General features: G+C 72.1%; 22 protein-coding genes and 1 pseudogene. 9 read left to right on the forward strand and 14 right to left on the reverse strand.

Going from position 1 to position 23,985, the window contains the following annotated elements; genetic code table 11:
- The first annotated feature begins 118 nt into the window (after positions 1 to 118).
- Positions 119 to 1,309: a pyridoxal phosphate-dependent aminotransferase gene (locus ACLQ24_RS04845; protein ID WP_425889184.1), complete on the forward strand. Its 1,191-nt coding sequence runs from the start codon at positions 119 to 121 to the stop codon at positions 1,307 to 1,309.
- 49 nt (positions 1,310 to 1,358) lie between these two features.
- On the opposite strand, the gene glmM is transcribed toward ACLQ24_RS04845, so the two are convergent.
- The 9 genes and pseudogenes from glmM to ACLQ24_RS04890 form a co-directional block, all read right to left on the reverse strand.
- A complete protein-coding gene (gene glmM, locus ACLQ24_RS04850; RefSeq protein WP_425889185.1) occupies positions 1,359 to 2,717 on the reverse strand; it encodes a phosphoglucosamine mutase in 1,359 nt (452 codons plus the stop codon).
- A gap of 117 nt (positions 2,718 to 2,834) precedes the next feature.
- The gene (gene rpsI, locus ACLQ24_RS04855) at positions 2,835 to 3,302 is read right to left on the reverse strand and encodes a 30S ribosomal protein S9 (RefSeq protein ID WP_110563055.1); all 468 of its coding nucleotides are present in this window, start codon (positions 3,300 to 3,302) and stop codon (positions 2,835 to 2,837) included.
- Positions 3,303 to 3,322: 20 nt separating this feature from the next.
- Complete coding sequence (gene rplM, locus ACLQ24_RS04860) at positions 3,323 to 3,766, reverse strand: 50S ribosomal protein L13 (protein WP_007465158.1); 444 nt, start codon at positions 3,764 to 3,766, stop codon at positions 3,323 to 3,325.
- A 208-nt stretch (positions 3,767 to 3,974) separates the two neighbouring features.
- Positions 3,975 to 5,355, reverse strand: a pseudogene (locus tag ACLQ24_RS04865) (MFS transporter).
- A 163-nt stretch (positions 5,356 to 5,518) separates the two neighbouring features.
- The gene (locus ACLQ24_RS04870; RefSeq protein ID WP_053653868.1) at positions 5,519 to 5,812 is read right to left on the reverse strand and encodes a hypothetical protein; all 294 of its coding nucleotides are present in this window, start codon (positions 5,810 to 5,812) and stop codon (positions 5,519 to 5,521) included.
- Complete coding sequence (locus ACLQ24_RS04875) at positions 5,802 to 6,059, reverse strand: DUF6364 family protein (protein WP_425889186.1); 258 nt, start codon at positions 6,057 to 6,059, stop codon at positions 5,802 to 5,804. The genes ACLQ24_RS04870 and ACLQ24_RS04875 overlap by 11 nt, the downstream gene beginning before the upstream one ends.
- A gap of 83 nt (positions 6,060 to 6,142) precedes the next feature.
- A complete protein-coding gene (locus ACLQ24_RS04880) occupies positions 6,143 to 6,838 on the reverse strand; it encodes a class I SAM-dependent methyltransferase (protein WP_425889187.1) in 696 nt (231 codons plus the stop codon).
- Between the two features lie 136 nt (positions 6,839 to 6,974).
- Entirely contained in the window at positions 6,975 to 7,172 is a 198-nt protein-coding gene (locus tag ACLQ24_RS04885; RefSeq protein ID WP_425889188.1) for a DUF397 domain-containing protein, read from the reverse strand.
- On the reverse strand, positions 7,163 to 7,930 hold the full coding sequence (locus ACLQ24_RS04890) for a helix-turn-helix domain-containing protein (RefSeq protein WP_425889189.1): 768 nt from the start codon (positions 7,928 to 7,930) through the stop codon (positions 7,163 to 7,165). The genes ACLQ24_RS04885 and ACLQ24_RS04890 overlap by 10 nt, the downstream gene beginning before the upstream one ends.
- A 331-nt stretch (positions 7,931 to 8,261) precedes the next feature.
- On the opposite strand from ACLQ24_RS04890, the gene ACLQ24_RS04895 reads away from it, so the two are divergent.
- The 7 genes from ACLQ24_RS04895 to ACLQ24_RS04925 all read left to right on the forward strand — a co-directional run bounded on the left by ACLQ24_RS04895 (position 8,262) and on the right by ACLQ24_RS04925 (position 16,432).
- A complete protein-coding gene (locus ACLQ24_RS04895) occupies positions 8,262 to 8,522 on the forward strand; it encodes a hypothetical protein (protein WP_425889190.1) in 261 nt (86 codons plus the stop codon).
- Between the two features lie 149 nt (positions 8,523 to 8,671).
- On the forward strand, positions 8,672 to 8,797 hold the full coding sequence (locus tag ACLQ24_RS04900; protein ID WP_425889191.1) for a hypothetical protein: 126 nt from the start codon (positions 8,672 to 8,674) through the stop codon (positions 8,795 to 8,797).
- Between the two features lie 124 nt (positions 8,798 to 8,921).
- Positions 8,922 to 11,042 (forward strand): molybdopterin oxidoreductase family protein, encoded by a 2,121-nt coding sequence (locus ACLQ24_RS04905; RefSeq protein WP_425889192.1) that lies wholly within the window; start codon positions 8,922 to 8,924, stop codon positions 11,040 to 11,042.
- Positions 11,039 to 12,475: an FAD-dependent oxidoreductase gene (locus ACLQ24_RS04910; protein ID WP_425889193.1), complete on the forward strand. Its 1,437-nt coding sequence runs from the start codon at positions 11,039 to 11,041 to the stop codon at positions 12,473 to 12,475. Before ACLQ24_RS04905 ends, ACLQ24_RS04910 begins: the two co-directional genes overlap by 4 nt.
- The gene (nirB, locus tag ACLQ24_RS04915) at positions 12,475 to 14,997 is read left to right on the forward strand and encodes a nitrite reductase large subunit NirB (RefSeq protein ID WP_425889194.1); all 2,523 of its coding nucleotides are present in this window, start codon (positions 12,475 to 12,477) and stop codon (positions 14,995 to 14,997) included. The genes ACLQ24_RS04910 and nirB overlap by 1 nt, the downstream gene beginning before the upstream one ends.
- Complete coding sequence (nirD, locus tag ACLQ24_RS04920; protein WP_425889195.1) at positions 14,994 to 15,344, forward strand: nitrite reductase small subunit NirD; 351 nt, start codon at positions 14,994 to 14,996, stop codon at positions 15,342 to 15,344. The genes nirB and nirD overlap by 4 nt, the downstream gene beginning before the upstream one ends.
- Positions 15,344 to 16,432, forward strand: a complete 1,089-nt coding sequence (locus ACLQ24_RS04925) for a uroporphyrinogen-III synthase (RefSeq protein WP_425889196.1) — start codon at positions 15,344 to 15,346, stop codon at positions 16,430 to 16,432. Before nirD ends, ACLQ24_RS04925 begins: the two co-directional genes overlap by 1 nt.
- A gap of 92 nt (positions 16,433 to 16,524) precedes the next feature.
- Here the strand turns inward: ACLQ24_RS04925 and ACLQ24_RS04930 are convergent, their stop codons facing one another.
- The 4 genes from ACLQ24_RS04930 to ACLQ24_RS04945 all read right to left on the reverse strand — a co-directional run bounded on the left by ACLQ24_RS04930 (position 16,525) and on the right by ACLQ24_RS04945 (position 21,155).
- Entirely contained in the window at positions 16,525 to 17,148 is a 624-nt protein-coding gene (locus tag ACLQ24_RS04930) for a GTP-binding protein (protein ID WP_425889197.1), read from the reverse strand.
- Positions 17,129 to 17,494 carry a DUF742 domain-containing protein gene (locus ACLQ24_RS04935; RefSeq protein ID WP_363756868.1) on the reverse strand — a complete coding sequence of 122 codons (366 nt, stop codon included), beginning with the start codon at positions 17,492 to 17,494 and terminating at the stop codon, positions 17,129 to 17,131. Before ACLQ24_RS04935 ends, ACLQ24_RS04930 begins: the two co-directional genes overlap by 20 nt.
- An 89-nt stretch (positions 17,495 to 17,583) precedes the next feature.
- Positions 17,584 to 17,991 (reverse strand): roadblock/LC7 domain-containing protein, encoded by a 408-nt coding sequence (locus ACLQ24_RS04940; protein WP_425889198.1) that lies wholly within the window; start codon positions 17,989 to 17,991, stop codon positions 17,584 to 17,586.
- Positions 17,988 to 21,155 carry a sensor histidine kinase gene (locus tag ACLQ24_RS04945; protein WP_425889199.1) on the reverse strand — a complete coding sequence of 1,056 codons (3,168 nt, stop codon included), beginning with the start codon at positions 21,153 to 21,155 and terminating at the stop codon, positions 17,988 to 17,990. Before ACLQ24_RS04945 ends, ACLQ24_RS04940 begins: the two co-directional genes overlap by 4 nt.
- Before the next feature lie 448 nt (positions 21,156 to 21,603).
- Between ACLQ24_RS04945 and ACLQ24_RS04950 the strand changes: the two genes are divergently transcribed.
- The gene (locus ACLQ24_RS04950; protein WP_425889200.1) at positions 21,604 to 22,785 is read left to right on the forward strand and encodes an ABC transporter substrate-binding protein; all 1,182 of its coding nucleotides are present in this window, start codon (positions 21,604 to 21,606) and stop codon (positions 22,783 to 22,785) included.
- A 275-nt stretch (positions 22,786 to 23,060) separates the two neighbouring features.
- On the opposite strand, the gene ACLQ24_RS04955 is transcribed toward ACLQ24_RS04950, so the two are convergent.
- The gene (locus ACLQ24_RS04955; protein WP_425889201.1) at positions 23,061 to 23,921 is read right to left on the reverse strand and encodes an ABC transporter permease; all 861 of its coding nucleotides are present in this window, start codon (positions 23,919 to 23,921) and stop codon (positions 23,061 to 23,063) included.
- Between the last annotated feature and the right edge of the window lie 64 nt (positions 23,922 to 23,985).

Raw genomic sequence — 23,985 nt, forward strand, 5'->3', positions numbered from 1 at the left:
GATCTATTTGTCGAGGACCTTCCATCGACGTGTCTCGGCGTGACGTTCCGCCCCCACCCAGTTACCCGACAGTCTCTAAGGCTGGGTCGGGCCGGCGCATGGCCGTAGGCTGGCGCAGGTGACGACGAGCACCGATGTCGACCCGCTGGTGGCCCGGATGCGGCCGTTCGGCACGACGATCTTCGCCGAGATGTCCGCCCTCGCCGTGCGGACCGGGGCGGTCAACCTCGGCCAGGGCTTCCCGGACACGGACGGCCCGCCGGAGATGCTGGCCGCCGCCGCCGAGGCGCTGCGCGGCGGGCAGAACCAGTACCCGCCCGGTCCGGGCATCCCCGCCCTGCGCGCGGCCGTCGCGGCGCATCAACGCCGGTTCCACGACCTGGTGTACGACCCGGACAGCGAGATCGTGATCACGGCGGGCGCGACCGAGGCGGTGGCGGCCAGCATCCTCGCCCTCTGCGAGGCGGGCGACGAGGTGGTCTGCTTCGAGCCGTACTACGACTCGTACGCCGCCTCGATCGCGCTGGCCGGCGCGGTCCGGCGACCGGTCACGCTGCGTCCCGGCGCGGACGGCCGGTACGCCTTCGACCCGGCGGCGCTGCGGGCGGCGTTCGGGCCGCGCACCCGACTGGTGCTGCTCAACTCGCCGCACAACCCGACCGGCAAGGTGTTCACGCCGGCCGAGCTGGCGCTGGTGGCCGAGCTGTGCCAGGAATACGGCGCGTACGCGGTCACCGACGAGGTGTACGAACACCTGGTGTTCACGGACGCGTCCAGCCCACATGTGCCGCTGGCGACGCTGCCCGGGATGCGGGAGCGGACGCTGCGCATCTCGTCGGCCGGCAAGACGTTCTCCTGTACGGGCTGGAAGATCGGCTGGGCGAGCGGCCCGGCGGCGTTGGTCTCGGCGGTGCTACGGGTGAAGCAGTTCCTCACCTATGTCAACGCCGCGCCGCTGCAACCGGCGGTCGCCGTGGCGCTGGCCCTGCCCGACGACTACTACACGGGTTTCCGCGACGGACTCCAGCAGCGCCGCGACCAGCTCATGGGCGGCCTCGTCGACGCGGGATTCGACGTGCTGACTCCGGAGGGCACGTACTTCGTCACCGCCGACGTCACCGCCCTCGGCGGCACCGACGGGATGGAGTTCTGCCGGTCGCTGCCCGAGCGTTGCGGCGTCGTGGCGGTGCCCACCCAGGTGTTCTACGACGACGTCGAGGCCGGCCGGCGACTGGTCCGGTTCGCGTTCTGCAAGCGTCCGGAGGTGCTGACCGAGGCGGTCACCCGGCTGCGCGCCCTGACCCGCTGACGCGGGCTGCCGGAGCGCCGGCCGGAGAGCCCGGCCGGCGTGCGGTCGGCTACGACGCGGCGGGGCTGGCCGTACGCACCAGGGCGGCGATCCGCTCGGCAACCTCGCGGGCGGTCGCCTCGGTGGCGGCCTCGACCATCACCCGGACCAGAGGCTCGGTGCCCGACGGGCGCAGCAGCACCCGCCCGGTCTCCCCCAGCTCCGCCAGGGCGCGCTCGACCTCGGCGCGGACGGCCGGCGCGTTGGCCCCGACGGTCCGGTCGCCGACCGGCACGTTGATCAGCACCTGCGGCAGCTTGGTGACCACCGTGGCCAACTCGGCGAGCGACTGGCCCGTGGCGGCCATCCGGGCCATCAGGTGCAGACCGGTGAGCACCCCGTCGCCGGTGGTGGCGTGGGCGGGCATGACGATGTGGCCGCTCTGCTCGCCGCCGAGCGCCAGACCGGAGGCGCGCAGCTCCTCCAGCACGTACCGGTCACCGACCTTGGTCTCGACCAGCCGGATGCCCTGCGCGGACATGGCCAGGCGCAGACCGAGGTTGCTCATCACGGTCGCCACCAGGGTGTCCTGGGTGAGGGTGCCGGCCTCCCGCATGGCCAGCGCGAGGATCGCCATGACCTGGTCGCCGTCGACCTCGTCGCCGTCGGCGCTGACCGCCACGATCCGGTCGGCGTCGCCGTCGTGGGCGATGCCCAGGTGGGCGCCGTGCTGCACCACGGCCTCACGCAGGGCCTCGATGTGGTTGGAGCCGCAGTCGTCGTTGATGTTCAGGCCGTCGGGCTCGGCGTGGATCGCGACGACCTCGGCACCAGCCTCCCGGTAGGCGACCGGAGCCACCTCACTCGCCGCGCCGTTGGCGCAGTCGACGACGACCTTGATCCCGTCCAGCCGGTGCGGCAGTGCGCCGACCAGGTGCTGCACGTAGTGGTCCGCGCCGTCGAGAAGGTCGTGCACCCGGCCGACGCCGGCGCCGATCGGGCGGTCCCAGGCGGTGGTGGCGTTCGCCTCCACCGCAGCCTCGATCTTCATCTCGATCTCGTCGGGCAGCTTGTGACCACCGGCGGCGAAGAGCTTGATGCCGTTGTCCGGCATCGGGTTGTGTGACGCGGAGAGCACCACGCCCAGATCGGCCTTCGCCTCCGCGGTGAGGAACGCCACCGCCGGGGTGGGCAGCACCCCGACCCGCACCACGTTGGCGCCGGCGCTGGTCAGCCCGGCCACCACGGCGGCCTCCAGCATCTCGCCGCTGGCCCGGGTGTCCCGGCCGACGACGGCGAGTGGCGGGTGACTGCGGTCCGTCTCGGCGAGTGTGTGCGCGGCGGCCACCGCGAGTGCGAGCGCCAACTCGGGAGTGAGATCCGCGTTCGCCCGCCCGCGTACGCCGTCCGTGCCGAACATCCGACCCATACCCGCCAACCTCCGATGAGCAACTGCCGATGAGGAGAAAGCGGAACGGCCGGCCCACCTCCCCGGTTCAGGGAGGCGGACCGGCCGTCCGTCAGAAGTACAACGCGCTGGGAAAGATCAGCGCTTCGAGTACTGAGGAGCCTTACGGGCCTTCTTGAGGCCGTACTTCTTGCTCTCCTTGACCCGGGCGTCCCGGGTGAGGAAGCCGGCCTTCTTGAGGGCCGGGCGGTCGTCCGGCTCGTTGACGATCAGCGCGCGGGCGATGGCCAGCCGCAGCGCACCGGCCTGGCCGGTGGTGCCGCCGCCACGCAGGTTGGCGATGACGTCGAACGCCTCGGGCTTCTCGGCGGTGACCAGCGGGTCCTTGATGAGCTGCTGGTGCACCTTGCTCGGGAAGTAGGCCTCGAGGTCGCGGCCGTTGCAGGTGATCTTGCCGGTGCCCGGAACGATACGGACCCGGACGATAGCCTCCTTGCGCCGACCCACGGTCTGGATCGGGCGGTCACCACGCGGCGCGCGGGCGACGGGCGCCGGCGCCTCGGTGGCCTCGGGGGCAACCTCGGTCTCGGTGGTGATGTCGGTCATGCTGCTTCCTTCGCCCGCGCTCACTGCGCGATCTGCTTGATCTCGAACGGCACCGGCTGCTGCGCGAGGTGCGGGTGCTCGGCACCGGCGTAGACCTTCAGCTTCTTGATCAGCTGACGGCCGAGCTTGTTGTGCGGGAGCATCCCCTTCACAGCCAGCTCGATGGCCCGCTCGGGGCGCTTGGTCAGCAGCTCGTCGTAGCCGACCTGCTTGAGACCACCCGGGTAACCCGAGTGGCGGTAAGCGACCTTGGTCTGGCGCTTGTTGCCGGTCAGCGCGACCTTGCCCGCGTTCACGATGACGACGAAGTCGCCCGTGTCGACGTGCGGCGCGAAAGTCGGCTTGTGCTTACCACGCAGCAACGTGGCGGCGTGGGTGGCCAGGCGGCCCAGCACGACATCAGAGGCGTCGATGACGTGCCACTGACGCTCGATCTCACCCGGCTTCGGGCTGTACGTACGCACAGGTCTACCTTGTCTCGTCGTCGGTCTGGGGTCGCGCGCCGAGGTGACCAGATCTAGCAGGCCGGACCAGCGCGCACGAACGACCAAGCGTACCTGATAGGGCACGCCTCTGGATGTCGTACAACAGCAGGCAACGATACCCGGCGCCCCATCGGCAGGTCAAAACGGGGGTCGGCCGCCGCGCTCCGGCGCGCTGGCATGACCCAGCTCACACACCGGCGAGCCGATTGAACGACCCCGGGCGACGGTACGCCACCCAGGTCACCGCGATGCACAGCGCGTACCAGCCGATGAACGCCAGGTAGGCGGCGTCCGCGTTGCCGGAGCTGAGGAACGACTGGCGGAAGGCGATGTTGACCAGCACCCCGCCGGAAGCGCCGATCGCGCCGGCGATCCCGATCAACGCGCTGGTCATCCGTCGCGCCCACCGCGCGGCGTCCTCCGGGTCGCGTGTGCCGTCGGCCACCGCGTCCGCCGCCCGGGCCCGGAAGATCGCCGGGATCATCTTGTACGTGGAGCCGTTGCCGACCCCGGAGAAGACGAAGAGGGCCAGGAAGCCGGCCAGGTAGAGCCCGAACGAGCGCTCGCGGGCCGCGTACAGCACCGTGCCGGCGCCGAGGGCCATCGCCACGAAGTTCCAGAAGCTCACCCGGGCCCCGCCGAGCCGGTCGGCGAAGTGCCCGCCCAGCGGCCGGATCAGCGAACCGATCAGCGGCCCGAGGAAGGTCAGCCAGGCGGCGTCGACAGGGGTGGGGAACCGGTCGGCGAACTGGAGTTGGAGAACCTGACCGAAGGCGAAGCCGAACCCGATGAACGACCCGAAGGTCCCGATGTAGAGCAGCGACATGATCCAGGTGTGCGGGTCCCGGGCGGCCTCGCGCAGCGCTCCCGGCTCGTTGCGCGCTCCGGGCACGGTGTCCAGCCAGCGGGCCGCCGCCAGCGCGGCCAGCACGATCAGCGGCAGGTAGACCAGGCACCAACCGGGGGTACGCGGCGCCGGCGGTGGCCAGCACCGCCAGCCCGACGAGCTGCACCGCCGGTACGCCCAGGTTACCGCCGCCGGCGTTGAGCCCGAGGGCGCGGCCCTTGAGGTGCTGAGGGTAGAACAGGTTGATGTTCGCCATCGAGGAGGCGAAGTTGCCGCCGCCGACGCCGGTGAGGCAGGCGAGCACCATGAGGGTGGCGTAGGACACCCCGGGTTCCAGCAGAATCGTCATCGGCACCGTCGGGATCAGCAGCAGGAGAGCGCTGATCATCGTCCAGCGTCGCCCGCCGAAGCGGGCCACCGCCAGGGTGTACGGCAGCCGCAGCACCGCGCCCAGCGCGGCCGGTACGGCGGTGAGCAGGAACTTCCCGGCCGGGTCGATGCCGTACGCGGGGCCGAGGAAGAGCACGGTCACCGACCAGAGGCTCCACACGGAGAAGCCGACGTGCTCGGCGAAGATCGACACCCAGAGGTTGCGGCGGGCGATCGGCGCACCCGTCGTACGCCAGAAGTCGGGGTCTTCGGGCCGCCAGTCGTGCAGCGGCTGCCGGCGGCCGGTGACGGCAGGTGGCTCGGCGGTGACTGTGCTGGTGAGCGTGCTCACGGCGACTCCTCCTCGTCGGTGTGACGAGGAGGAACGCTAGGAACGCCCGGTTACCCCGCAGGGCCGGATTGTGGGTCGGGCCGGAAACGGCTACCGCACCACCGGCCGGGGCCGGTCGTGAGCGCGCCGCCCGGCTGCGGGGTCAGAGCCGCTGTCGCGGCAGTCAGAGCTGCTGGAGGATGCGCAGGGCGCGGCCGACCCGGAGCATCGTGTCGGTGTCCGCGACATCCACGCAACTGGTGAACCACTTCTTCATGGGCGAGGAGATCCGGTCGGGCATCACCACGTACCGGCCCATCGACACGGCGAGCGGCGAGTCTCGCAGCAGCGACTCCTCGACCACCTCGACCACTATCACGATGGGCACGTCGGTGGAGTTGTAGACATCCGAGCTGATCACCAGGCCGAGGCGTTCCCGGGCGCCCTCGATGCGCCAGACCTCACCCCTACGCAGCACGCGGCCGTCCGTCGGAGAACAAGTCGTTGACCATGCCCACCTCGCGGGCGTCGGCGAGGGCGGCGGACTCCAGGTCCAGGCCGGCGCGGCCCACGGCGGCGGCGTGCGCGGTGAAGACCTCGCGCAGCGCCTTCTCGCGGGCGGCCTGGTCCATCCACGCGGAGAGCGACAGCCCCTCGCGCTTGGCGAACCGCCGCGCCTCCTCGATCGTCTCGTCCGTGAACGAGAGCGTCACCTTGGCAGTCATGCCGCTGAGACTACCCAGCAGTATGACTGTCAGTCATCCACGCGGTGGTCGGCTCGCTGCCGGGTGTCGAAACGTGCATATCGTCAGCGGGCACGTCCGCCGAACACCGCGAAACGCCACTCCTTGAAGTAGCAGTCGACGTCGACCAGGCCGGCCTCGTCGAGCCATCGGCACTGGTCGGCGACGGTCGCCGGACGGTCGTAGCGCATCCGTTCCCGGGACGCGGCGATCTCCTCCGGCGACGACCCCAACTCGGTGATCCGCGCCATCCACACCTCGTCGTAGCGCCGGTCGAGCGCGGGAGTCGGGCCGGCGACCTGCTCGGCGTTGACGAACACCCCACCGGGCGTCAGGGCGGCGGCGGCCCGCCGGTAGAGCGCCCGCTTGCCGGCGTCGTCCAGGTGGTGGATCGCCAGCGCACTCACCACGGCGTCGTACCGGCCGGACGGCAACTCGTCGGACAGGTCGGCCTGGACCGTCCGGTGCGGCACCGACCGGGCTGACAGCTCGTCGGTGGCGCGGGCGAGCATCGCCGGCGCGGCGTCCACAAGGGTCAATCGGACCCCGGGCACCGCCGCGGCCAGCAGGAGCGAGAGCAGCCCGGTCCCCGCACCCAGGTCCAGCACCTCAGGGGTACGCCCGGCCGACAGCGCGGCACGCAGCGGTGGCGTAGCCACCTCGACAGCCGTGCCGTAGAAGGCGTCGAAGCAGGCCACCAGCCGCCGTCGCGCCTCGTCGTAGGTGCCGGCCACCGCGTCGAAAACGTCCGCCACGCCCATGACGCTACTCCCGAATTTTGAGACAACTTTCCCATATTATAAGCGCCGATTGGCCAACGCCGCCGACCCCGGACACGCAAAAGCCCCGGCGCCCTCAGTGGGTCTCAGGAGCCGGGGGCTTGCTGCGTCAGGCTGTTCAGGCCGGGTCGTGAGCCTTCGCCATACCGACGAAGGTCCGCCAAGCCGCGGGCCCGAACACCAATGCCGGCCCTGCCGGGTCCTTCGAGTCCCGCACACCGACGATGCCAGGCAGGTTGTCCGCAACCTCGACGCAGTCGCCGCCATTGCCGCTGCTGCGGGTGCTCTTACGCCACTGCGCGCCGGTCAGTTCCATGTCTTCGCCATCTCCGTAAGTAGATCGACGGATTGCCAGTGGGACAACGCCTCACCGCGCACGTTCTCCCACGCGGCCAGCATCGCCGCTATGTCCTCTGCGCTGGTAACAACCTGCCCCTGAAGCTGATTGTCGAGGTAGCCCGCAATCCGATGCTCGGACCCTACGGCGATCACGAAGGGACCGTTCAGGCCAGCGTACGCGCCAACCGTGGAGGGAACGATGTGCACGCGGACGTGCGGGGCCCCGCACGCGGTGACGAGGGCCCGTACCTGCTCACGCATGGTGGCGCGTCCACCGACCGGCCGCCGCAACACGGCTTCGTCGACAACGGCGGTGAAGTGTGGCGGGTCTTCACGGGTCAGGACGCTTTGCCGGGCGAGCCGTGAGGCCAAGTGTCGCTCGACGTCGCTGCGGGCGATGACGTCGGCTCCGGCGAGCACGGCGCGGGCATATGCCTCGGTCTGGAGGAGGCCGGGGAGGACGGTCGACTGAAACGACCGCAGCGAGATCGCCTCGCGCTCAATCTCTTGCCATGGTCGGAACCAAATTGGCTCGCGGCGTCTTGAAGTGTCCGGCCAGATGTCCCCTATGGGCCGTCGGAGCGCACTCGCCGCCGCCTCCCGGTGTCGAGGGTGGGGAATATGGTCGTGGTTCAGCCAGCGCGCGACCGTCTTCCGATCGACCCCGACCAGCCCTGCCAGGGACTCAATCGAATGCCCCGTCTCTGCTAGCGCGGCGCGTAGCGCATCGTTCACGACTTCCTCCATCGGATGCGCGGAATGTCTCGCGACCATATCGCTACGGGCTGTTCTTGTCCCATCACTGCCCGCAAGGTGGGATCAGGCGGCGCGGCCGGTAGGGACCACAACCCGGCGGACGCGTTCGTATCGGGGCCGCCCCTGACCCATCCAGATCTTGGACAGTTTCCGTTCTCACGTAACGGAAACTGTCCAAGATCTCCATGGGTGGGCATCGCGGGGCGGCCCCTTTCCAGAGTGACGACCAGGGGAGAGCGCCGTGCCGGACAAGCCGCCGCATCGGAGACCCACGCCGAAGCCCACACCGCGGAAGCCGCACGCGGGTGACGTGCTGCACCTGACGCGTGCCGCGAGTGTGCAGTTCCTGCGCCCGATCTTCGTCCGCGTGATTCGCGTGCTCGACTGGCCGACGTACGACGGGTGGCTGTGGATCGACGCTTACGAGCTGGCCCCGAATGGCGACGCGGTCGCGCGCCGGTCCCTGTTCGTGATGCCCGTGGGCCTGATCTGGCCGGACACGTCCGCCCCGGCGGCCCGTCGCTCGACCACCCGCACTCCCGTCAAGCGCGGTCCGGTGCGTGTCCGATGACCCGCCAACCTCGCCCGCACCATCCGATGCGCCCGGCGTGGCTCTGCCGCAACTGTGCCGCTCCCTGGCCGTGCCCGCCTGCACAGCTTCACCTCGCGACCGAGTTCTACGGCCATTCGATCGCCCTGGCGTTCTACCTGGGAGCGAATATGCAAGACGCGGTTGACGACCTGTACGCCCTGGGCGTTCGTCCTGACCTGCGGGCACTTCACGCCCGGTTTCTGGGCTGGCTGTCGCTGTCCCGCCCACCGAACCGCGCCGACCTGGAGGGGTGACTGTCGGTCACCGCCGTCACCTACCCGTCACGCCCGCTGCCCCGGTGCGGTGTGAGGCCCACTTGACAGGACCGAAACAGAAGGGACCCGGACTGGAAACTGCCCGGCGGCACGCTTTGCCGACATGACAGACGGTGCATGGCCGGCAACTGGATCGGGGCGGACGCCCCGGGAGGTGGCGACGCACTGCCCGTACTGCGCCCTCCAGTGCGGGATGACGCTGCGCGAGGACGACACCGGGGTGAGCGTGCTCCCCCGTCAGTTCCCCACCAACCGGGGCGGGCTGTGCCAGAAGGGCTGGACCGCCGCCGAACTACTCGACCACCCGGAACGGCTGACCACTCCGCTGGTGCGCGACCCGGCCAGCGGCGAGCTGCGCCCGTCGACCTGGGACACCGCGCTCGACCGGGTCGCCGCGGGCGTACGCGCGATCCAGGACAGCTCCGGCCGGGACGCGGTCGCGGTCTTCGGCGGCGGCGGGCTGACCAACGAGAAGGCGTACGCGCTGGGGAAGTTCGCCCGGGTCGCGCTGCGCACCCGCAACATCGACTACAACGGACGGTTCTGCATGTCCTCGGCGGCCGCCGCCGGGATGCGGGCCTTCGGTGTCGACCAGGGACTGCCGTTCCCACTGGCCGACCTGGGCCAGGCCGACACGCTGCTGCTGGTCGGCGCCAACCCGGCGGAGACCATGCCACCGCTGGTGCGCTGGCTCACCGAGCAGCGCCAGGGCGGCGGGCAGCTCATCGTGGTCGACCCCCGCGTCACCGCCACCGCGCGCCAGGCCGACCTGCACCTGCAACCGCTGCCCGGCACCGACCTCGCGGTGGCCAACGCGCTGCTGCACATCGCGCTCACCGAGGGCTGGGTCGACCAGGCGTACGTGGCCGAGCGCACCACCGGCTTCGACGCGGTCCGCCGCAGCGTCGCCGCCTGGTGGCCGGCCCGCGCGGAACAGCTCTCCGGCGTGCCGGTGGCCGACCTCGAGGCGACCGCCCGCGCGTTGGGCACCGGCGGTCGGGTGATCATCCTGACCGCGCGCGGGGCGGAGCAGCACGCCAAGGGCGTCGACACCGTCACCGCGTACGTCAACCTGGCCCTCGCGCTGGGCCTGCCCGGCCGCCCCGGCTCCGGGTACGGCTGCCTCACCGGCCAGGGCAACGGTCAGGGCGGGCGGGAGCACGGGCAGAAGGCCGACCAGCTCCCCGGCTATCGCAAGATCGACGACCCGGTGGCCCGGGAGCACGTCGCCGGCGTCTGGGGCGTACCGGCCGACGAGCTACCCGGTCCCGGTGTGCCGGCGTACCAGCTGCTCGATTCGCTCGGCACCACCAACGGTCCCCGGGCACTGCTGGTGTTCGGCTCGAACCCGGTGGTCTCCGCTCCCCGGGCCGCCCGGATCGAGGGTCGGCTGCGCGACCTCGACCTGCTGGTCGTGGCCGACCTTCTGCTCTCCGAGACAGCAGCGCTGGCCGACGTGGTGCTGCCCACCGCGCAGTGGGCCGAGGAGGACGGCACGATGACCAATCTGGAGGGCCGGGTGCTGCGGCGACGCGCGCTGCGTCCGCCACCACCGGGCGTCCGCACCGACCTGTCCATCCTCGCCGACCTGGCGACCAGGTTGGGCGACGCCGAGACGGCGGCGGCGCGTTTCCCGACCGACCCGGCCACCGTCTTCGGCGAGCTGCGCCGCGCCTCCGCGGGCGGCATCGCCGACTACGCCGGGATCACCTGGGACCGCATCGACGCCGCCGACGGCGTCCACTGGCCCTGCCCGAGCGAGGACGGGCCGGACACGCCACGACTCTTCGCCGACGCGTTCGCCACCCCGGACGGCCGGGCCCGGTTCCACCCCGTCGACCACCGGCCGGCCGCCGAGGAGGTGTGCGCCACGTACCCGCTGCACTTCACCACCGGCCGGGTGCTGGCCCAGTACCAGTCCGGCACGCAGACCCGGCGCGTGCCGGCGCTGCGTCGGGCCGCAGCCGAGGCGTTCGTCGAGCTGCATCCCGACCTGGCCGCCCGGTTGGGCATCGACGACGGCGACCCGGTGCGGGTCACGTCCCGCCGGGGCGAGCTGAATGCCCCGGCCCGGCTCAGCTCGGGCATCCGGCCGGACACGGTCTTCGCGCCGTTCCACTGGCCCGGCGCCGGGCGGGCCAACTCGGTGACCAACGACGCGGTGGACCCGATCTCCGGGATGCCCGAGTTCAAGATCTGCGCGGTCCGGGTGGAGAAGGCATGACCGCCCGGGTGGTGATCGTCGGCAACGGCATGGCCGGTGCCCGGCTCGCGGCCGAGCTGCACGCCCGCGAGGGTGACCGCAAGGTCACCGTCCTCGGGGCGGAACCGCACCGCGCGTACAACCGGATCATGCTGTCCACGCTGCTGGCGGGCCGTATCGGCGAGCCGGACGTGGAGCTGACCGAGGCCGCGGGGCACGGCATCGACCTGCGCTCCGGCGTGCCGGTGACCGCGCTGGACCGGACGGCCCGCGAGGTCCGCACGGCCGACGGCGAACGGATCGCCTACGACCACCTGGTGCTGGCCACCGGCGCGCGGGCGGTGGTGCCGCCCCTGCCCGGCCTCGACCCGGCCGACCTGCCGCAGCGGGTCGTCCCCTTCCGGACCCTGGACGACTGCCGCCGCATCCTGGCCGTGGCCCGGGGCGCACGCGCCGCGATCGTGCTCGGCGGCGGCCTGCTCGGGCTGGAGGCCGCCCGGGGCCTGGCCACGCGCGGACTGGCCACCACCGTGGTGCACCCGACCAACCACCTGATGGAGCGGCAGCTCGATCCCGCGGCCGGCACGGTGCTGGCCGGCACGCTCGCCAGTCTCGGCGTCACCATCCAGCTCGGGGTACCGGCGACCGGGGTGGTGGCGGACGACACCGGCGTCCGTCTCGACCTGGCCGACGGCCGGTCACTGCACGCCGACCTGCTGGTGCTCTCCTGCGGGGTACGCCCGGACACCGCCCTCGCGCAGGCCGCCGGGCTCACCGTGCGACGCGGCGTGGTGGTGGACGACCGGCTGCGCACCAGCGACCGGTCCGTCTCGGCGGTCGGCGACTGCGCCGAGCACGACGGAACGCTCACCGGGCTGGTCGCGCCCGCCTGGGCCCAGGCCCGGGTGCTCGCCGACGTGCTGACCGGCACGGACCCGCTCGCCCGTTACCGGCCCCGCCCGGTGGTGACCCGGCTCAAGGCGGCCGGGATCGACCTGGCCGCGATGGGCGACGCGGCGAACGGCGGACCGGGCGAGGAGTTGACGTTCACCGACCCGACCCGGGGCACGTACGCCCGGCTGCGCATCCGTGACGAGCGGTTGATCGGCGCGATCCTGCTCGGCGACAACCCGGCGATCGGCACGGTGATCCAACTCTTCGACCGGGGTCACCCGGTGCCGGCCGACCGGCGGGCCCTGCTGCTGGGTCGGGCGCTCGGCGGGGCCGTCGCGGCGCCGAGCGCGTCACCGGCGCTGATGCCGGACGCGGCCGTCGTCTGCCAGTGCAACACCGTGACCAAGGGCGCGTTGGTGCGCTGCTGGCGCTCGGGCGCGCGGACGGTCGACGCGGTGGTGGCGGGCACCCGGGCCGGCACGGGATGCGGCGGATGCCGCGATGCGGTCGGCGGCATCGTCGACTGGCTGTCCGAAGCGGAATCGGTGGAGGTGACGTGATGAACGGCGCAGACCTGGTCGTCGTCGGTAACGGCATGGTGGGACAGCGCTTCGTCGACGCGCTGCGCGCCCGTGATCCGCAGGGCCACTGGCGGGTGACGGTGCTGGCCGAGGAGGGGCGTCCGGCGTACGACCGGGTGCGGCTCTCGGCGTACTTCGACGGGGTGAGCGAGGACGAGCTGAACGTGCACACCCCGCACGACGGGGTGCGGCTGCGCCTCGGTGAACCGGTCACCGCCATCGACCGTGGCCGGCGGGTGGTGACCACCGCCGAGGGCGAGTACGGCTACGACGCGCTGGTGCTGGCCACCGGGTCGTACCCGTTCGTACCGCCGGTCCCCGGGGCCGACCTGCCCGGGGTCTTCGTCTACCGGACGTTGGACGACCTGGCGGCGATCCGGGAGTACGCGCGGGGTCGGCGGGTCGGCGCGGTGATCGGCGGTGGGCTGCTCGGGTTGGAGGCGGCGAACGCCCTGCGCCTGCTGGGCCTGAGCACCGACGTGGTCGAGTTCGCGCCCCGGCTGATGCCGGTGCAGGTGGACCAGGCCGGCGGCGCGATGCTGCGCCGCTACGTCGAGGAGCTGGGTGTGCGTACCCACCTCGGGGTCGCCACCACGGCGATCCGCGCCGGGGCCGACGGCGCGGTCGCCGCCCTGGAGCTGTCCGACGGCCGGGTGGTCGACGCCGAACTGGTCGTGGTGGCCGCCGGCATCCGGCCCCGCGACGAGCTGGCGCGAGCCGCCGGCCTGCCGTTGGGTCCGCGCGGCGGCGTGCTGGTCGACGAGACCTGCCGCAGCGCCGACGAGCACGTCTGGGCCGTCGGCGAGTGCGCGGCGGTCGACGGCACCTGTCACGGCCTGGTGGCCCCGGGGTACGCGACGGCCGAGGTGGTGGCCGACCGGCTGGTCGGCGGCGCGGCGACCTTCCCGGGCGCGGACACCGCCACCAAGCTGAAGCTGCTCGGGGTGGACGTGGCGTCGTTCGGTGACGCGCACGGCACCACCGAGGGCTGCCTGGACGTCACGTTCACCGACCCGGCCACCCGGGTGTACGCGAAGCTGGTCCTCTCCGACGACGCGCACACCCTGCTCGGTGGGGTGCTGGTGGGCGACGCCAGCGCCTACCCGACGCTGCGGGCCAGCGTGGGTGGCCCGCTGCCGGCACCGCCGCTGGCCCTGCTCGCCCCCGACGGCGGCGGCGCGGACGCCGGGGCGCTGCCCGCCACCGCGCAGGTCTGCTCCTGCAACGCGGTGACCCGGGGCGACGTGGACGCCGCCATCGCGAGTGGTTGTGCGGACGTGCCGTCGTTGAAGGCGTGCACCAGGGCGGGCACGAGCTGCGGGTCCTGCGTGCCGATGCTGAAGCAGCTCCTGGACGCGGCCGGGGTGGCACAGTCCACCGCGCTGTGCGAGCACTTCGACGTGAGCCGCCGGGAGCTGTTCGAGATCGTGCGCGTACGCGGCATCCGCACGTTCTCCCGGCTGGTCGCCGAGCACGGTCGGGGACGCGGCTGCGACATCTGCAAACCCGTGGTGGCCTCGATCCTGGCCTCCCTGGGCAGCGGGCACGTGCTCGACGGAGAGCAGGCGTCCCTCCAGGACACCAACGACCACTTCCTGGCCAACCTGCAACGCGACGGCAGTTACTCGGTGGTGCCCCGCATCCCGGGCGGCGAGATCACCCCGGAGAAGCTGATCGTGATCGGCGAGGTCGCCCGGGACTTCCAGCTCTACACGAAGATCACCGGTGGCCAGCGGATCGACCTGTTCGGCGCCCGGGTGGAGCAGCTACCGCGGATCTGGCGACGGCTGGTGGACGCCGGTTTCGAGTCCGGCCACGCCTACGGCAAGGCGCTGCGCACGGTGAAGTCCTGCGTCGGCGAGACCTGGTGCCGGTACGGCGTACAGGATTCGGTGGGGCTGGCCGTGGCGCTGGAGCTGCGCTACCGCGGGCTGCGCGCGCCGCACAAGCTCAAGTCGGCGGTCTCCGGCTGCGCCCGGGAGTGCGCCGAGGCGCGCAGCAAGGACTTCGGCATCATCGCCACCGAGACGGGCTGGAACCTCTACGTCGGCGGCAATGGCGGGTTCCGGCCCCGGCACGCCGACTTGTTCGCCACCGACCTGTCCACCGAGGAGCTGGTCACGCTCATCGACCGGTTCCTCATCTACTACATCCGCACCGCCGACCGGCTGCAACGCACGGCCGGCTGGATCGAGGCCATGGACGGCGGCCTGGACCACCTGCGCGCCGTGATCGTGGACGACTCGCTGGGCATCTGCGCCGACCTGGACGAGGCCATGTCCCGGCACGTGGCGTCGTACTCCGACGAGTGGCGCGACGTGCTGGACGACCCCGAGCGGTTGCGCCGCTACACCTCCTTCGTCAACGCCCCCGACGTGCCCGATCCGTCGATCAGCTTCGCCGTGGAACGCGGCCAGCCGGTGCCGGCACGCGGCGGTACCCCACCCGACGGTCCCGGCCGTCGTCCCGTCACGCTCGGCCTTCCGGAGGTACGGCGATGAGCCCCACGATGACCACACTCGCCTGGATCGCGGTCTGCCCCCTCGACCGGCTGGAACCGGAGCGGGGTGTCGCCGCCCTCGTCGACGGCGTGCAGGTCGCCCTCTTCCACACCGTGGACGGGCTGTTCGCGATCGACAACCGCGACCCGGTCTCCGGCGCGTACGTGCTGTCCCGGGGCATCGTGGGCAGCCGCGGCGGCGTGCCGACGGTCGCCTCGCCGCTGCACAAGCAGGTGTACGACCTGCGCACCGGCGAATGCCTCGACCTGCCCGGGGTGGCCGTGGCCCGGCACGACACGCGCTGCCACGACGGGATCGTCGAGGTGCGGTTGCGACGGGAGGAATGATGCGGGAAGAACTGGCCGGCTTCACCATCGGGGTGACCGCCGACCGGCGGCGCGACGAGTTGGCCGCGCTGCTCGAACGCCGGGGCGCACGCGTGGTGCTCGCCCCGGCGCTGCGGATCGTGCCGCTGTCCGACGACACCGAACTGCGCGAGGCGACCCGGGCCTGTCTCGACCAGCCACCCGACATCCTGATGGCCAACACGGGCATCGGGATGCGCGGGTGGCTGGAGGCGGCCGAGGGGTGGGGCCTGGCCGAGCCGCTGCGTTCGGTGCTCGCCAGCTCGTACGTCGTCGCCCGGGGTCCCAAGGCGCGCGGCGCGATCCGTGCGGCCGGGCTGCACGACCAGTGGTCACCGGCGTCGGAGAGCTGCGACGAGGTGGTCGACCACCTGCGCCGGCGGGGCGTGGCCGGGCAGGTGATCGCCATGCAGCTGCACGGCGAGCGGCAGCCCGAGTGCACCCTCGCGCTGGAGGCGGCCGGCGCCACGGTGATCGAGGTGCCGGTCTACCGGTGGGCACCTCCGACGGACCCGGCACCGCTGCACCGGCTGGTCGACCTGATCGCCGGCCGGCTGGTGGACGCGGTGACGTTCACGTCCGCGCCGGCAGTCGAGGCGCTGCTGCGGGCCGCTGGCGACCGTACCGACGCGGTGGTGTCCGCGTTCCGCAACGACGTGCTGGCGAGCTGCGTAGGTGCGGTGACCGCCGAGCCGTTGCTCCGGCACGGGGTGCCGGTGAGCGCGCCCGGTCGGGCCCGGCTGGGCGCCCTGGTACGCACCATCGTCGACGAGCTGCCCCGCCGGACCGTGACGTTCAAGGCCGGGGGCCATCTGCTCACGTTGCGCGGACACGCCGCGGTGATCGACGGCGAGCTGCGGCCTCTGGCTCCCGCCCCGATGGCGGTGCTGCGGGCGCTGGCGCAGTCCCCGGGCCGGGTGCTGTCCCGCACGGCGCTGCTACGGACGCTGCCCCGGGGCGCGGACGAGCACGCCGTGGAGATGGCCGTCGCCCGGCTGCGGGCCGGCCTGCGCGCGCCCCGGGTGGTGCAGACCGTGGTGAAGCGCGGCTACCGGCTCAGCGTCGACTGAACGCGCCACGGCCGGCTGTCGCCGCCGACCGTGACCAGGCGGCGGGTCAGCCGACCGTGACCAGGCGGGTCAGCCGACCGTGGCCAGGCGGGTCAGCCGACCGGCGTGGGGAAGCCCCGACCGTGCTCGGCCTGGAGCCGGAGCATGGCGTGCTCGACCACCGTCACCAGGACCTGCTTGACCGAATCCCGGTGCCGGGCGTCGGTCATCACCAGCGGCACCTGCGGCGAGATGGCCAGCGCCTCGCGGACCTCCTCCAGCTCGTACTGTTGAGCGCCGTCGAAGTTGTTCAGCGCCACCACGTACGGCAGATTGCGGTTCTCGAAGTAGTCCAGCGGGGCGAACGCGTCGGTGATCCGGCGCGTGTCCACCAGGACGGCGGCACCCACGGCGCCTCGGATGATCTCGTCCCACATGAACCAGAAACGGGTCTGACCCGGCGTACCGAACAGGTACAGGATCAGGTCCTGGGCCATGGTGATACGGCCGAAGTCCATGGCGACCGTGGTGGTCTCCTTGCCGGGCACCTTGGACGGATCGTCGATACCGACGCCGGCCGCGGTCATCACCGCCTCGGTCGTCAGCGGCGTGATCTCGGAGATCGCGCCGACCAGGGTCGTCTTGCCGACGCCGAAACCGCCCGCGACGACGATCTTCGCGGAGACGATTCCCCGGCTCGGCCGCCCCCCAGCGGGGTCATAGCCTGCGAAGTCCACTTAGCACCCTTCCAAGCAGTTCCATCCGCTCCTCGAACCCCTCGGCGGGAGCAGCAGTGTGTAACGTCAGCAGGCTCTCGGCCACCATGTCGGCGACCAGTACCCGGGCGACGCCCAGCGGCATCCGGGTGTACGCGGCGATCTCCGCCAGCGACTGTGCACGGCCCTCGCAGACCGTGGCGATGCGGTGTTTGTCGTGCCCCGCGAAACGGGACTCGGCAACCTGGGTGGGAGAGGAGGTGAGGACCGCCTCCAGAGCGATGTCCTGCCGGGGCTCGGTACGACCACGGGTGACCGCGTACGGGCGTACCAGAGCGCCGCGCGGGTCAGCGCGTCGTTGGTCCATCCCCGATCACCTCCTCGTCCCCCGCGGAGCCGGCGCACACCGTCTCCCCTCCCTGTTCCGGCGCGCGGTCCGCACGCCGGCTCGCGGCGCTAAGAACGCACCGCGTCCCGTCGCAGCGGCACCAGCGCGGCGCCTACCCGCTCCACCAGCAGAGCCATCTCGTAGCCCACCTGGCCCACGTCGCAGCTCCGCGCGGCCAGCACGGCCATCGACGAACCGTCGCTGATCGACATGAGGAAGAGGTAACCGCTGTCCATCTCGATGACGGTCTGCAACACCCCGCCCGCGCTGAACATCCGTGCCGCGCCCTCGGTCAGGCTCACCACTCCGGAGGTGATCGCGGCGAGCTGGTCCGCCCGGTCCCCCGGCAGGTCCCGGGAGGAAGCAAGCAGCAACCCGTCGGCGGACACCGCCACCACGTGGGCGATACCCGCCACGCTGTCGGCGAAGTTGGTGAGCAGCCAACCCATGTCCTGCATGGCAGCTGGCCTGTTCATCGGCTCTCCTTGGTCGAGGTGCTGTTCAGTTCCGTACCGGCCGTCCGACCGCGCTGCACGCCGCGGTGGTAGGCCGACAACAGGCCGCGGACTTCGTCGGGGGTCCGCCGGCTGCGGTCCCGACCACCCTTGGGTTCGATGCCGCCCGGCACGAGCTGCGCCTGCGGCACCCGCTTGGGCAGACCCGAGCGGGTGGTGCCGGCGGCAGCCGGCTCGGCGGCCCGGCTGGCCAGCGTCCACCCCTCGTCGGCGGCCGTCCGCCAGGCGTTCGGGTCCGGGGCCGACGGGGCCGCGGTCGGCGCGGGGGCGGCAACCGGCGCCGTCGGGGCGGCCGGCGGCGGGGTGTACGACGGTGGTGGTGTCGGTGTCGAGGCGCCACGACCACCGGTCTTCGCGGTGCCGAATCCGTCCATGCTGCCCATGCTCTGTGCTCCGGTGCCCTCGGAACTGCCCGGGGTTCGGGTGGGCAGCGACGGTCGGGCCGGCGCGGACGCGGCGGTCGACGGAACACCGTTGGTCGCGCGCGAGCCGGTGTCGGCGGGTGCGGGCGGCGTGTCGAACTGCGGCCGGGTGAAGATCGCGGTGGCGGCGTCGCCGTGCGACCGGAACCAGACCGCCTCCATCTCCCGGAAGATCGGCGCCTCGGCGGGGAACTCCGGCCGCGTGCTGACCGGCGCGGCGGGCTGCACGCGCGGCGTCGCGGGCAGTGCCGGCGGGGCGAGCGGTGCCGGCGGGGCGGAGGGTGCCGGCGGGGCGACCGCGCCCGGCCCGGCGACCGGCCCGACCGGCAGCACCGGCGCGCTCCGGCCGTCCGTGGTGTCGGCCGTCGCGGCCCGCCGGGGCAGCCCGTCGATCGTCGGGTACGCCACGGTGGGGCTGCCCGCCGAGGCGACGCCGTTTCCGTAGGCCGGTCGCGCGGGTGGCACCGGAGCGGCCGGCGCGGCGGCGGGCGGCACCGTCGGGCGTGCCCCGGTGAAACCGCCGGCCTGCACGGCCGGGGCGGTGTCACGCGCGTGGAGCGGGGACTGCCACTGCGCGGGGGCCGGGGCGTTGGTCCGCCACTGGTCGGGCAGCGTCGCCGCCGAGGCGGTCGCGCCGGCGTACGGCTCGGTGTGGCCGACCGGCGTGAGCGGCGTCTGCTCGACCGCCAACGGCTGCCGCGGACGGGTGAGCGCCTGCTCGCGACCCCGGCTGCTGGGCAGGATCACGGTGGCGGCGGGCAGCGTCACCTGGGCGACCGTGCCGCCCTCGACGTTGCGGCGCAGCTCCACCCGGATGCCGTAGCGGGAGGCGAGCCGGCTCACCACGGCCAGACCCATCAGCCGGAACGCGGCGACGTCCACGCTCGGCGGGGCGGCCAGCCGGCGGTTGAGCGAGTCGAGCTGCTCGTCGGTGAGGCCGAGCCCACGGTCCTCGATCTGGATCAGCACGTAGTCGCGGATGCGGCGACCGTCGGCGACGACACTGGTGTTCGGCGGCGAGAACCGGGTGGCGTTGTCGAGCAGTTCGGCGACGAGACGTACCACGTCGTTGACCGCGTGCGCGGCCACCGAGATGTCGGTGTCGACGGTGCCGAACTCGATGCGGTTGTAGAGCTCCACCTCGGACTGCGCGGCGCGCAGCACGTCCACGACCAGCGCGTCGTCGCGGCGCGGTACGGCCGAGTCGGCGCCGGCCAGGACCAGCAGGTTCTCGTCGTTGCGGCGCATTCGGGTGGCGAGGTGGTCCAACTCGAAGAGCTGGGCCAGCCGCTTCGGGTCCTCCTCGCCGCGCTCGATCGCGTCCAGCTCGCCGATCATCCGGTCGACCAGGGTCTGACTGCGGCGGGCCAGGTTGAGGAACATCGCCGAGACGCTGGTCCGCAGCGCGGCCTGTTCGGCGGCGACCCGCACCGCCTCGCGGTGGACGACGTTGAAGGCCGAGGCCACCTGGCCGACCTCGTCGCGGCTGTTGAGCTGGATCGGGTCCCGCACCTGCCGGACGATCTCGTCCACGCCGCCGTCACCGACGCTGCCCATGTTCTGCAGTCGCTGCACGGCGTCGGGGAGGTCGTGGTTGGCCACCGAGAGCGCGCCCTCGCGCAGGCGGCGCAGCGAGTGGTTCAGCGACCGGGCCAGCACCACGGCCAGCGACACGGCGATGATCAGGGTGAGCAGCACCAGGATCGACTCGACCACGGCCTGCCGGATGACGTTCGAGCGCGCCTCGTCGGCCTGCTCGAGCAGCCGGTCCTGGAGTTGGATCTCGGCCCAGCGCATCAGGTCGTTGACGGCGCCGATGGCCGCGGTGGCGTCCTGTGTGCTCACCAGCGGACGCTGCCCGACCGAGCGGGTGATGTCGCTGGCGACCCGGTCGGAGAGGCCGACCGCGTCACCGGAGACGGTGCTGTCGACCAGAGCCCGCTGCACGGGGTCGGCGGCGAGCGAGAAGGCGACAAGTGCCTCCTGCTGGCTGGTCAGCGTGGCCACGAAGGAGGAGAACTGCTCCGGGTCGAGCTCGCCGGCGGTCAGCGCGGTAAAGGCGACCGCCTCCTCCTCGGCGACGGAGGCCTTGGCGCGGGCGAACGCGGCGACCGCCCGGCGGCTGTCCGACAGGCTCTCGTCGCCGGGTAGCTGGGCCAGCCCGTCGCCGTAGCTGATCAGGTCGGTGAGGATCACGCCGTAGCGCAGCACCGCCTCGGCGACCGCCATCTGCCGGCGGTCCAGCACCTCCTGACGGGTGCCGTCCAGGGTGGCCAGGTGGTCGTCGATCGCCGCCAGCCGGTCGCGCAGCGCCGCCGGCGCCTCGCCGATCCGGTCGCGCTCGGCGCGGTACTCGTCCACCCGCTGCTGCGTCTGGCGTACCCGCAGGTTGTACGCGTCGGCCGGCTGCTGCGGAGCGGCCAGGTAGGCCGCCGCTGCCATCCGCTCGGCCTGGAGATCCTGGGTCAGCGCGCTGACGTCGATGGCGAGCGCGGTGAGCGACCGGGCCCGGGTGGCGTCGTAGGCGCCCTCGCCCACGGAGATGAGTCGGACGGTGGCCAGCGCGATCACCGCGGCCACCGGAACGACCAGGATCAGCGCCAACTTGGACCGAATCCGGGTGTCCCGCAGTCTCGGCAGGCGCCGGCGCGTACGCCCGGCATCGCCGCCGAGCGCGGGCAGGGTCGTCGGTCCGGTGCTCACGACATCGCCTCCGTCGTTTCTTCCCCGCCTGACCCGCCGAGCCGTGCCGGGAGCGGAGGGGACCACGCGCGGCACGGCCGCGATTTCATCAGAGAAGATCGTGTTTGGGAAGCCGCAGTGAGGTAGGAAACGGTCGGACGGCGCGGAACCCTTGATCCGGTCAACTGATACCTTCATTTCCGCAGGCCCCTGAACAGGGCATGTAACTCCAGAGTGGTCACGCGTGTATACAGAGTGAGGTTTTGCAAACATTGCGTTACCCCAGCATGTGGGATGACCGTCCCGAAAATGCAACCGGGGTCCGCGCTTGACCACAGCGCCGGCCATTGGCAAGGTTTTGCAGGCTTCGCGCACACACACCGTACGGCAGACGAGATCCCGTGCTCCACTGAGGACGGATTAGCGGCGGTGACCGGGCTGCGCCCGCGCCCGCACCTGGAGGACTGAGTTGAGCCCCATCCGCTCCGCGACCATCGCGGCGCTCGCATCGGCCTTAGTGGCCACCACGCTCACCGGCTGCCAGTTCGGCGGGGCGGAGCAGGACACGAGTCCGATCGTGATCGCCGCCGACCTCGAACTCTCCGGTGCCGCCGCGCCAATGGGCCGGGCATACCAGCGCGCGCTGGAACTCAAGAGGGACCAGTTGAACTCCTCCGGAGCACTGAACGGCCGGAAGATCGACCTGAAGGTGAAGGACAACCGTTCCGACGCCGCCGAGTCACTGCGCAACATCGCCGACTTCAGCAGCGATTCCCGGGTCAGCGCGATCGTCATGGGCGGTTGTAACGAATGCGCGGTCGGCGCGGTCGGCGTCATCAACGAAAAGCGGATTCCCACCATTGCGCTCGCCGCTTCCGGGGCGATCTCGAGCCCGGTCGCCGACCGGCGCTACGTGTTCAAGCTGGGCCCGAACGCAGCCGACAGTGCCTCCGCGCTCACCACCGAACTGCGCCGCAAGAACGTCCGGAAGGTGGCCCTGCTCGCCAGCAACGACGACTACGGCCGCGAGGGCGTGCTCGCGCTGCGTCGCGAGTTGGGCAAGGCCACCATCAAGGTGGCCGGCGAGGAGTCGGTGAAGACCACCGACACCGAGGTCAGTCAGCAGGTCGGCAAGCTCGCCAAGCTCAAGCCCGACGCGCTGGTCGTCTGGACTCCGCCGGAGCAGGCCGCGCTGGCCGCGACCAGCGCTCAGCAGGCCGCGTTCCGCGGGTCGCTGTTCTTCGACGCGGGCGCGGCCGGGGACCTCTTCCTCGGCGCGGCAGCCCGAGCCACCGAGAAGGCCACGATGATCTTCACCCAGACCATGGTGATCGACGACGTGATCGCCACCACGCCGGCCAAGGCGGCCCGGCGGCAGTGGTTCCAGGACTACACGGCCCGCTACGGCGGCTACAACGGTTCCTCCTCCTTCGCCGCCGACGCGATCCAGTTGATCGTCGACGCCGAACGGCGGGCCGGCGGCCCGGCGGGGAAGGTCGACCGGGACGGCATCCGCGACGTGTTGGAGACGTCCCAGATCGACGGCCTCTCCGGCCCGATCCGCATGACGCCCGACAACCACTCGGGCCTCATGCCGCAGGCGCTCACCACTCTTGTCGCGCGCAACGGGCGCTGGCGGTTGGCGGGGTAGCGGCTCGTCGTGCTCGGCGTTGGGGGTTGGCCCTACCGTGCCTGGTGCCGCGGTCTTCCGACAACCGCGGCACGCAGCGCGTCGTGGTCTTCCGACTGCCTTTCGCGCCCGCCTGGTCTCCCACCCGCCCTGGGTCGTCCCCTCTTCCGCAAAGGACGACTCAGGGCGGACCTTGCCGGTGCCGACCGGGACGGTCGAGGCTGGAACCCCGGGCACCGGCTCGATGTGTGACCACCACCAGACCGCCGGGAGGCTCCCGCAGGCCATTTCTACGGTCAGCGGCTGCTGGTGGTCTCTCGTACCCACGGCAGCGCGATCCGCTCGACGAGCACGAGGGCGGTGTAGAGCAGGATGCTGACCAGCGCCACCAGCATGATCGCCGCCCAGGCGGTGGCGGTGTCGCCGACGCCCGCGTACTGGGTGATCACGTAGCCCAGTCCGCTCTCTCCGGCCTGGAACTCACCGATCACCGCGCCGATGGCCGCCAGCGGCATGGCCACCTTGAGCCCGACGAAGATCTGCGGCAGCGCGGCCGGGAACCGCACCTTGCGGAACGCCTGCCAGCGGGAGGCGTTCCACGACCGGACCAGCTCGGCCAGGTCGGCCGGCGTGGTGGTCAACCCCGTCGCCGTGGACAGCACGATGGGAAAGAAGCAGAGCAGGAACACCATGGTCAGGATCGGCTTCTGGCCCCAGCCCAGGGCCACCACCAGCAGTGGGCCCAGGGTGATCTTCGGCACGGCGTTCACCGCGACCAGCAGCGGAGTGAACATCCGCTCGACCGTGCGGGAACTGGCCAGGGACAATCCGATCAGGACACCGGCGCCAGCCGACAGGACGAAGCCGACCAGGATCTCCAGCAGGGTGGCCCAGGTGTGCTCCAACATCTTGGCCGGCTTGTCGACGAACGCGGTGAGCACGTCCCCCGGCGGCGGCAGGGCGGCCGGGTGGACCAGCTCCAGCCGGGCGATCAGCCACCAGGCCGCCAGAGCGACCACGAGACCGGCCGCGGGCAGCAGCGACGCCCCGGTCCCCGCGCGCAGGCCGGCGCCCCGACCCGCCCGACGTGCCTGGAGTCCGGCGCCCGGGGGTGGGGGCACCGTCACCGCCGGCTCGGCTGAGCGGACGTCGGTCATCTTGTCCTCCTCGTGAACCGCCGACCCGGGGGCCGACGAGCGACGGGGGTACGCCCACCGGGGA

Source organism: Micromonospora sp. DT4, assembly GCF_049841675.1.
In the GTDB taxonomy this organism is placed as follows: domain Bacteria; phylum Actinomycetota; class Actinomycetes; order Mycobacteriales; family Micromonosporaceae; genus Micromonospora.

Excerpts from the sequence above, each read along its gene's own strand:
- ACLQ24_RS04885 (WP_425889188.1), bottom strand. The coding sequence starts at position 7,172 with ATGGAACTGACCGGCGCGCAGTGGCGTAAGAGCACCCGCAGCAGCGGC.
- ACLQ24_RS04910 (WP_425889193.1), top strand. The coding sequence starts at position 11,039 with ATGACCGCCCGGGTGGTGATCGTCGGCAACGGCATGGCCGGTGCCCGG.
- ACLQ24_RS04935 (WP_363756868.1), bottom strand. The coding sequence starts at position 17,494 with ATGGACCAACGACGCGCTGACCCGCGCGGCGCTCTGGTACGCCCGTAC.
- ACLQ24_RS04875 (WP_425889186.1), bottom strand. The coding sequence starts at position 6,059 with ATGACTGCCAAGGTGACGCTCTCGTTCACGGACGAGACGATCGAGGAG.
- nirB (WP_425889194.1), top strand. The coding sequence starts at position 12,475 with ATGAACGGCGCAGACCTGGTCGTCGTCGGTAACGGCATGGTGGGACAG.
- rpsI (WP_110563055.1), bottom strand. The coding sequence starts at position 3,302 with ATGACCGACATCACCACCGAGACCGAGGTTGCCCCCGAGGCCACCGAG.
- ACLQ24_RS04900 (WP_425889191.1), top strand. The coding sequence starts at position 8,672 with ATGCAAGACGCGGTTGACGACCTGTACGCCCTGGGCGTTCGTCCTGAC.
- ACLQ24_RS04955 (WP_425889201.1), bottom strand. The coding sequence starts at position 23,921 with ATGACCGACGTCCGCTCAGCCGAGCCGGCGGTGACGGTGCCCCCACCC.
- ACLQ24_RS04905 (WP_425889192.1), top strand. The coding sequence starts at position 8,922 with ATGACAGACGGTGCATGGCCGGCAACTGGATCGGGGCGGACGCCCCGG.
- glmM (WP_425889185.1), bottom strand. The coding sequence starts at position 2,717 with ATGGGTCGGATGTTCGGCACGGACGGCGTACGCGGGCGGGCGAACGCG.
- ACLQ24_RS04880 (WP_425889187.1), bottom strand. The coding sequence starts at position 6,838 with ATGGGCGTGGCGGACGTTTTCGACGCGGTGGCCGGCACCTACGACGAG.
- ACLQ24_RS04940 (WP_425889198.1), bottom strand. The coding sequence starts at position 17,991 with ATGAACAGGCCAGCTGCCATGCAGGACATGGGTTGGCTGCTCACCAAC.
- ACLQ24_RS04925 (WP_425889196.1), top strand. The coding sequence starts at position 15,344 with ATGCGGGAAGAACTGGCCGGCTTCACCATCGGGGTGACCGCCGACCGG.
- nirD (WP_425889195.1), top strand. The coding sequence starts at position 14,994 with ATGAGCCCCACGATGACCACACTCGCCTGGATCGCGGTCTGCCCCCTC.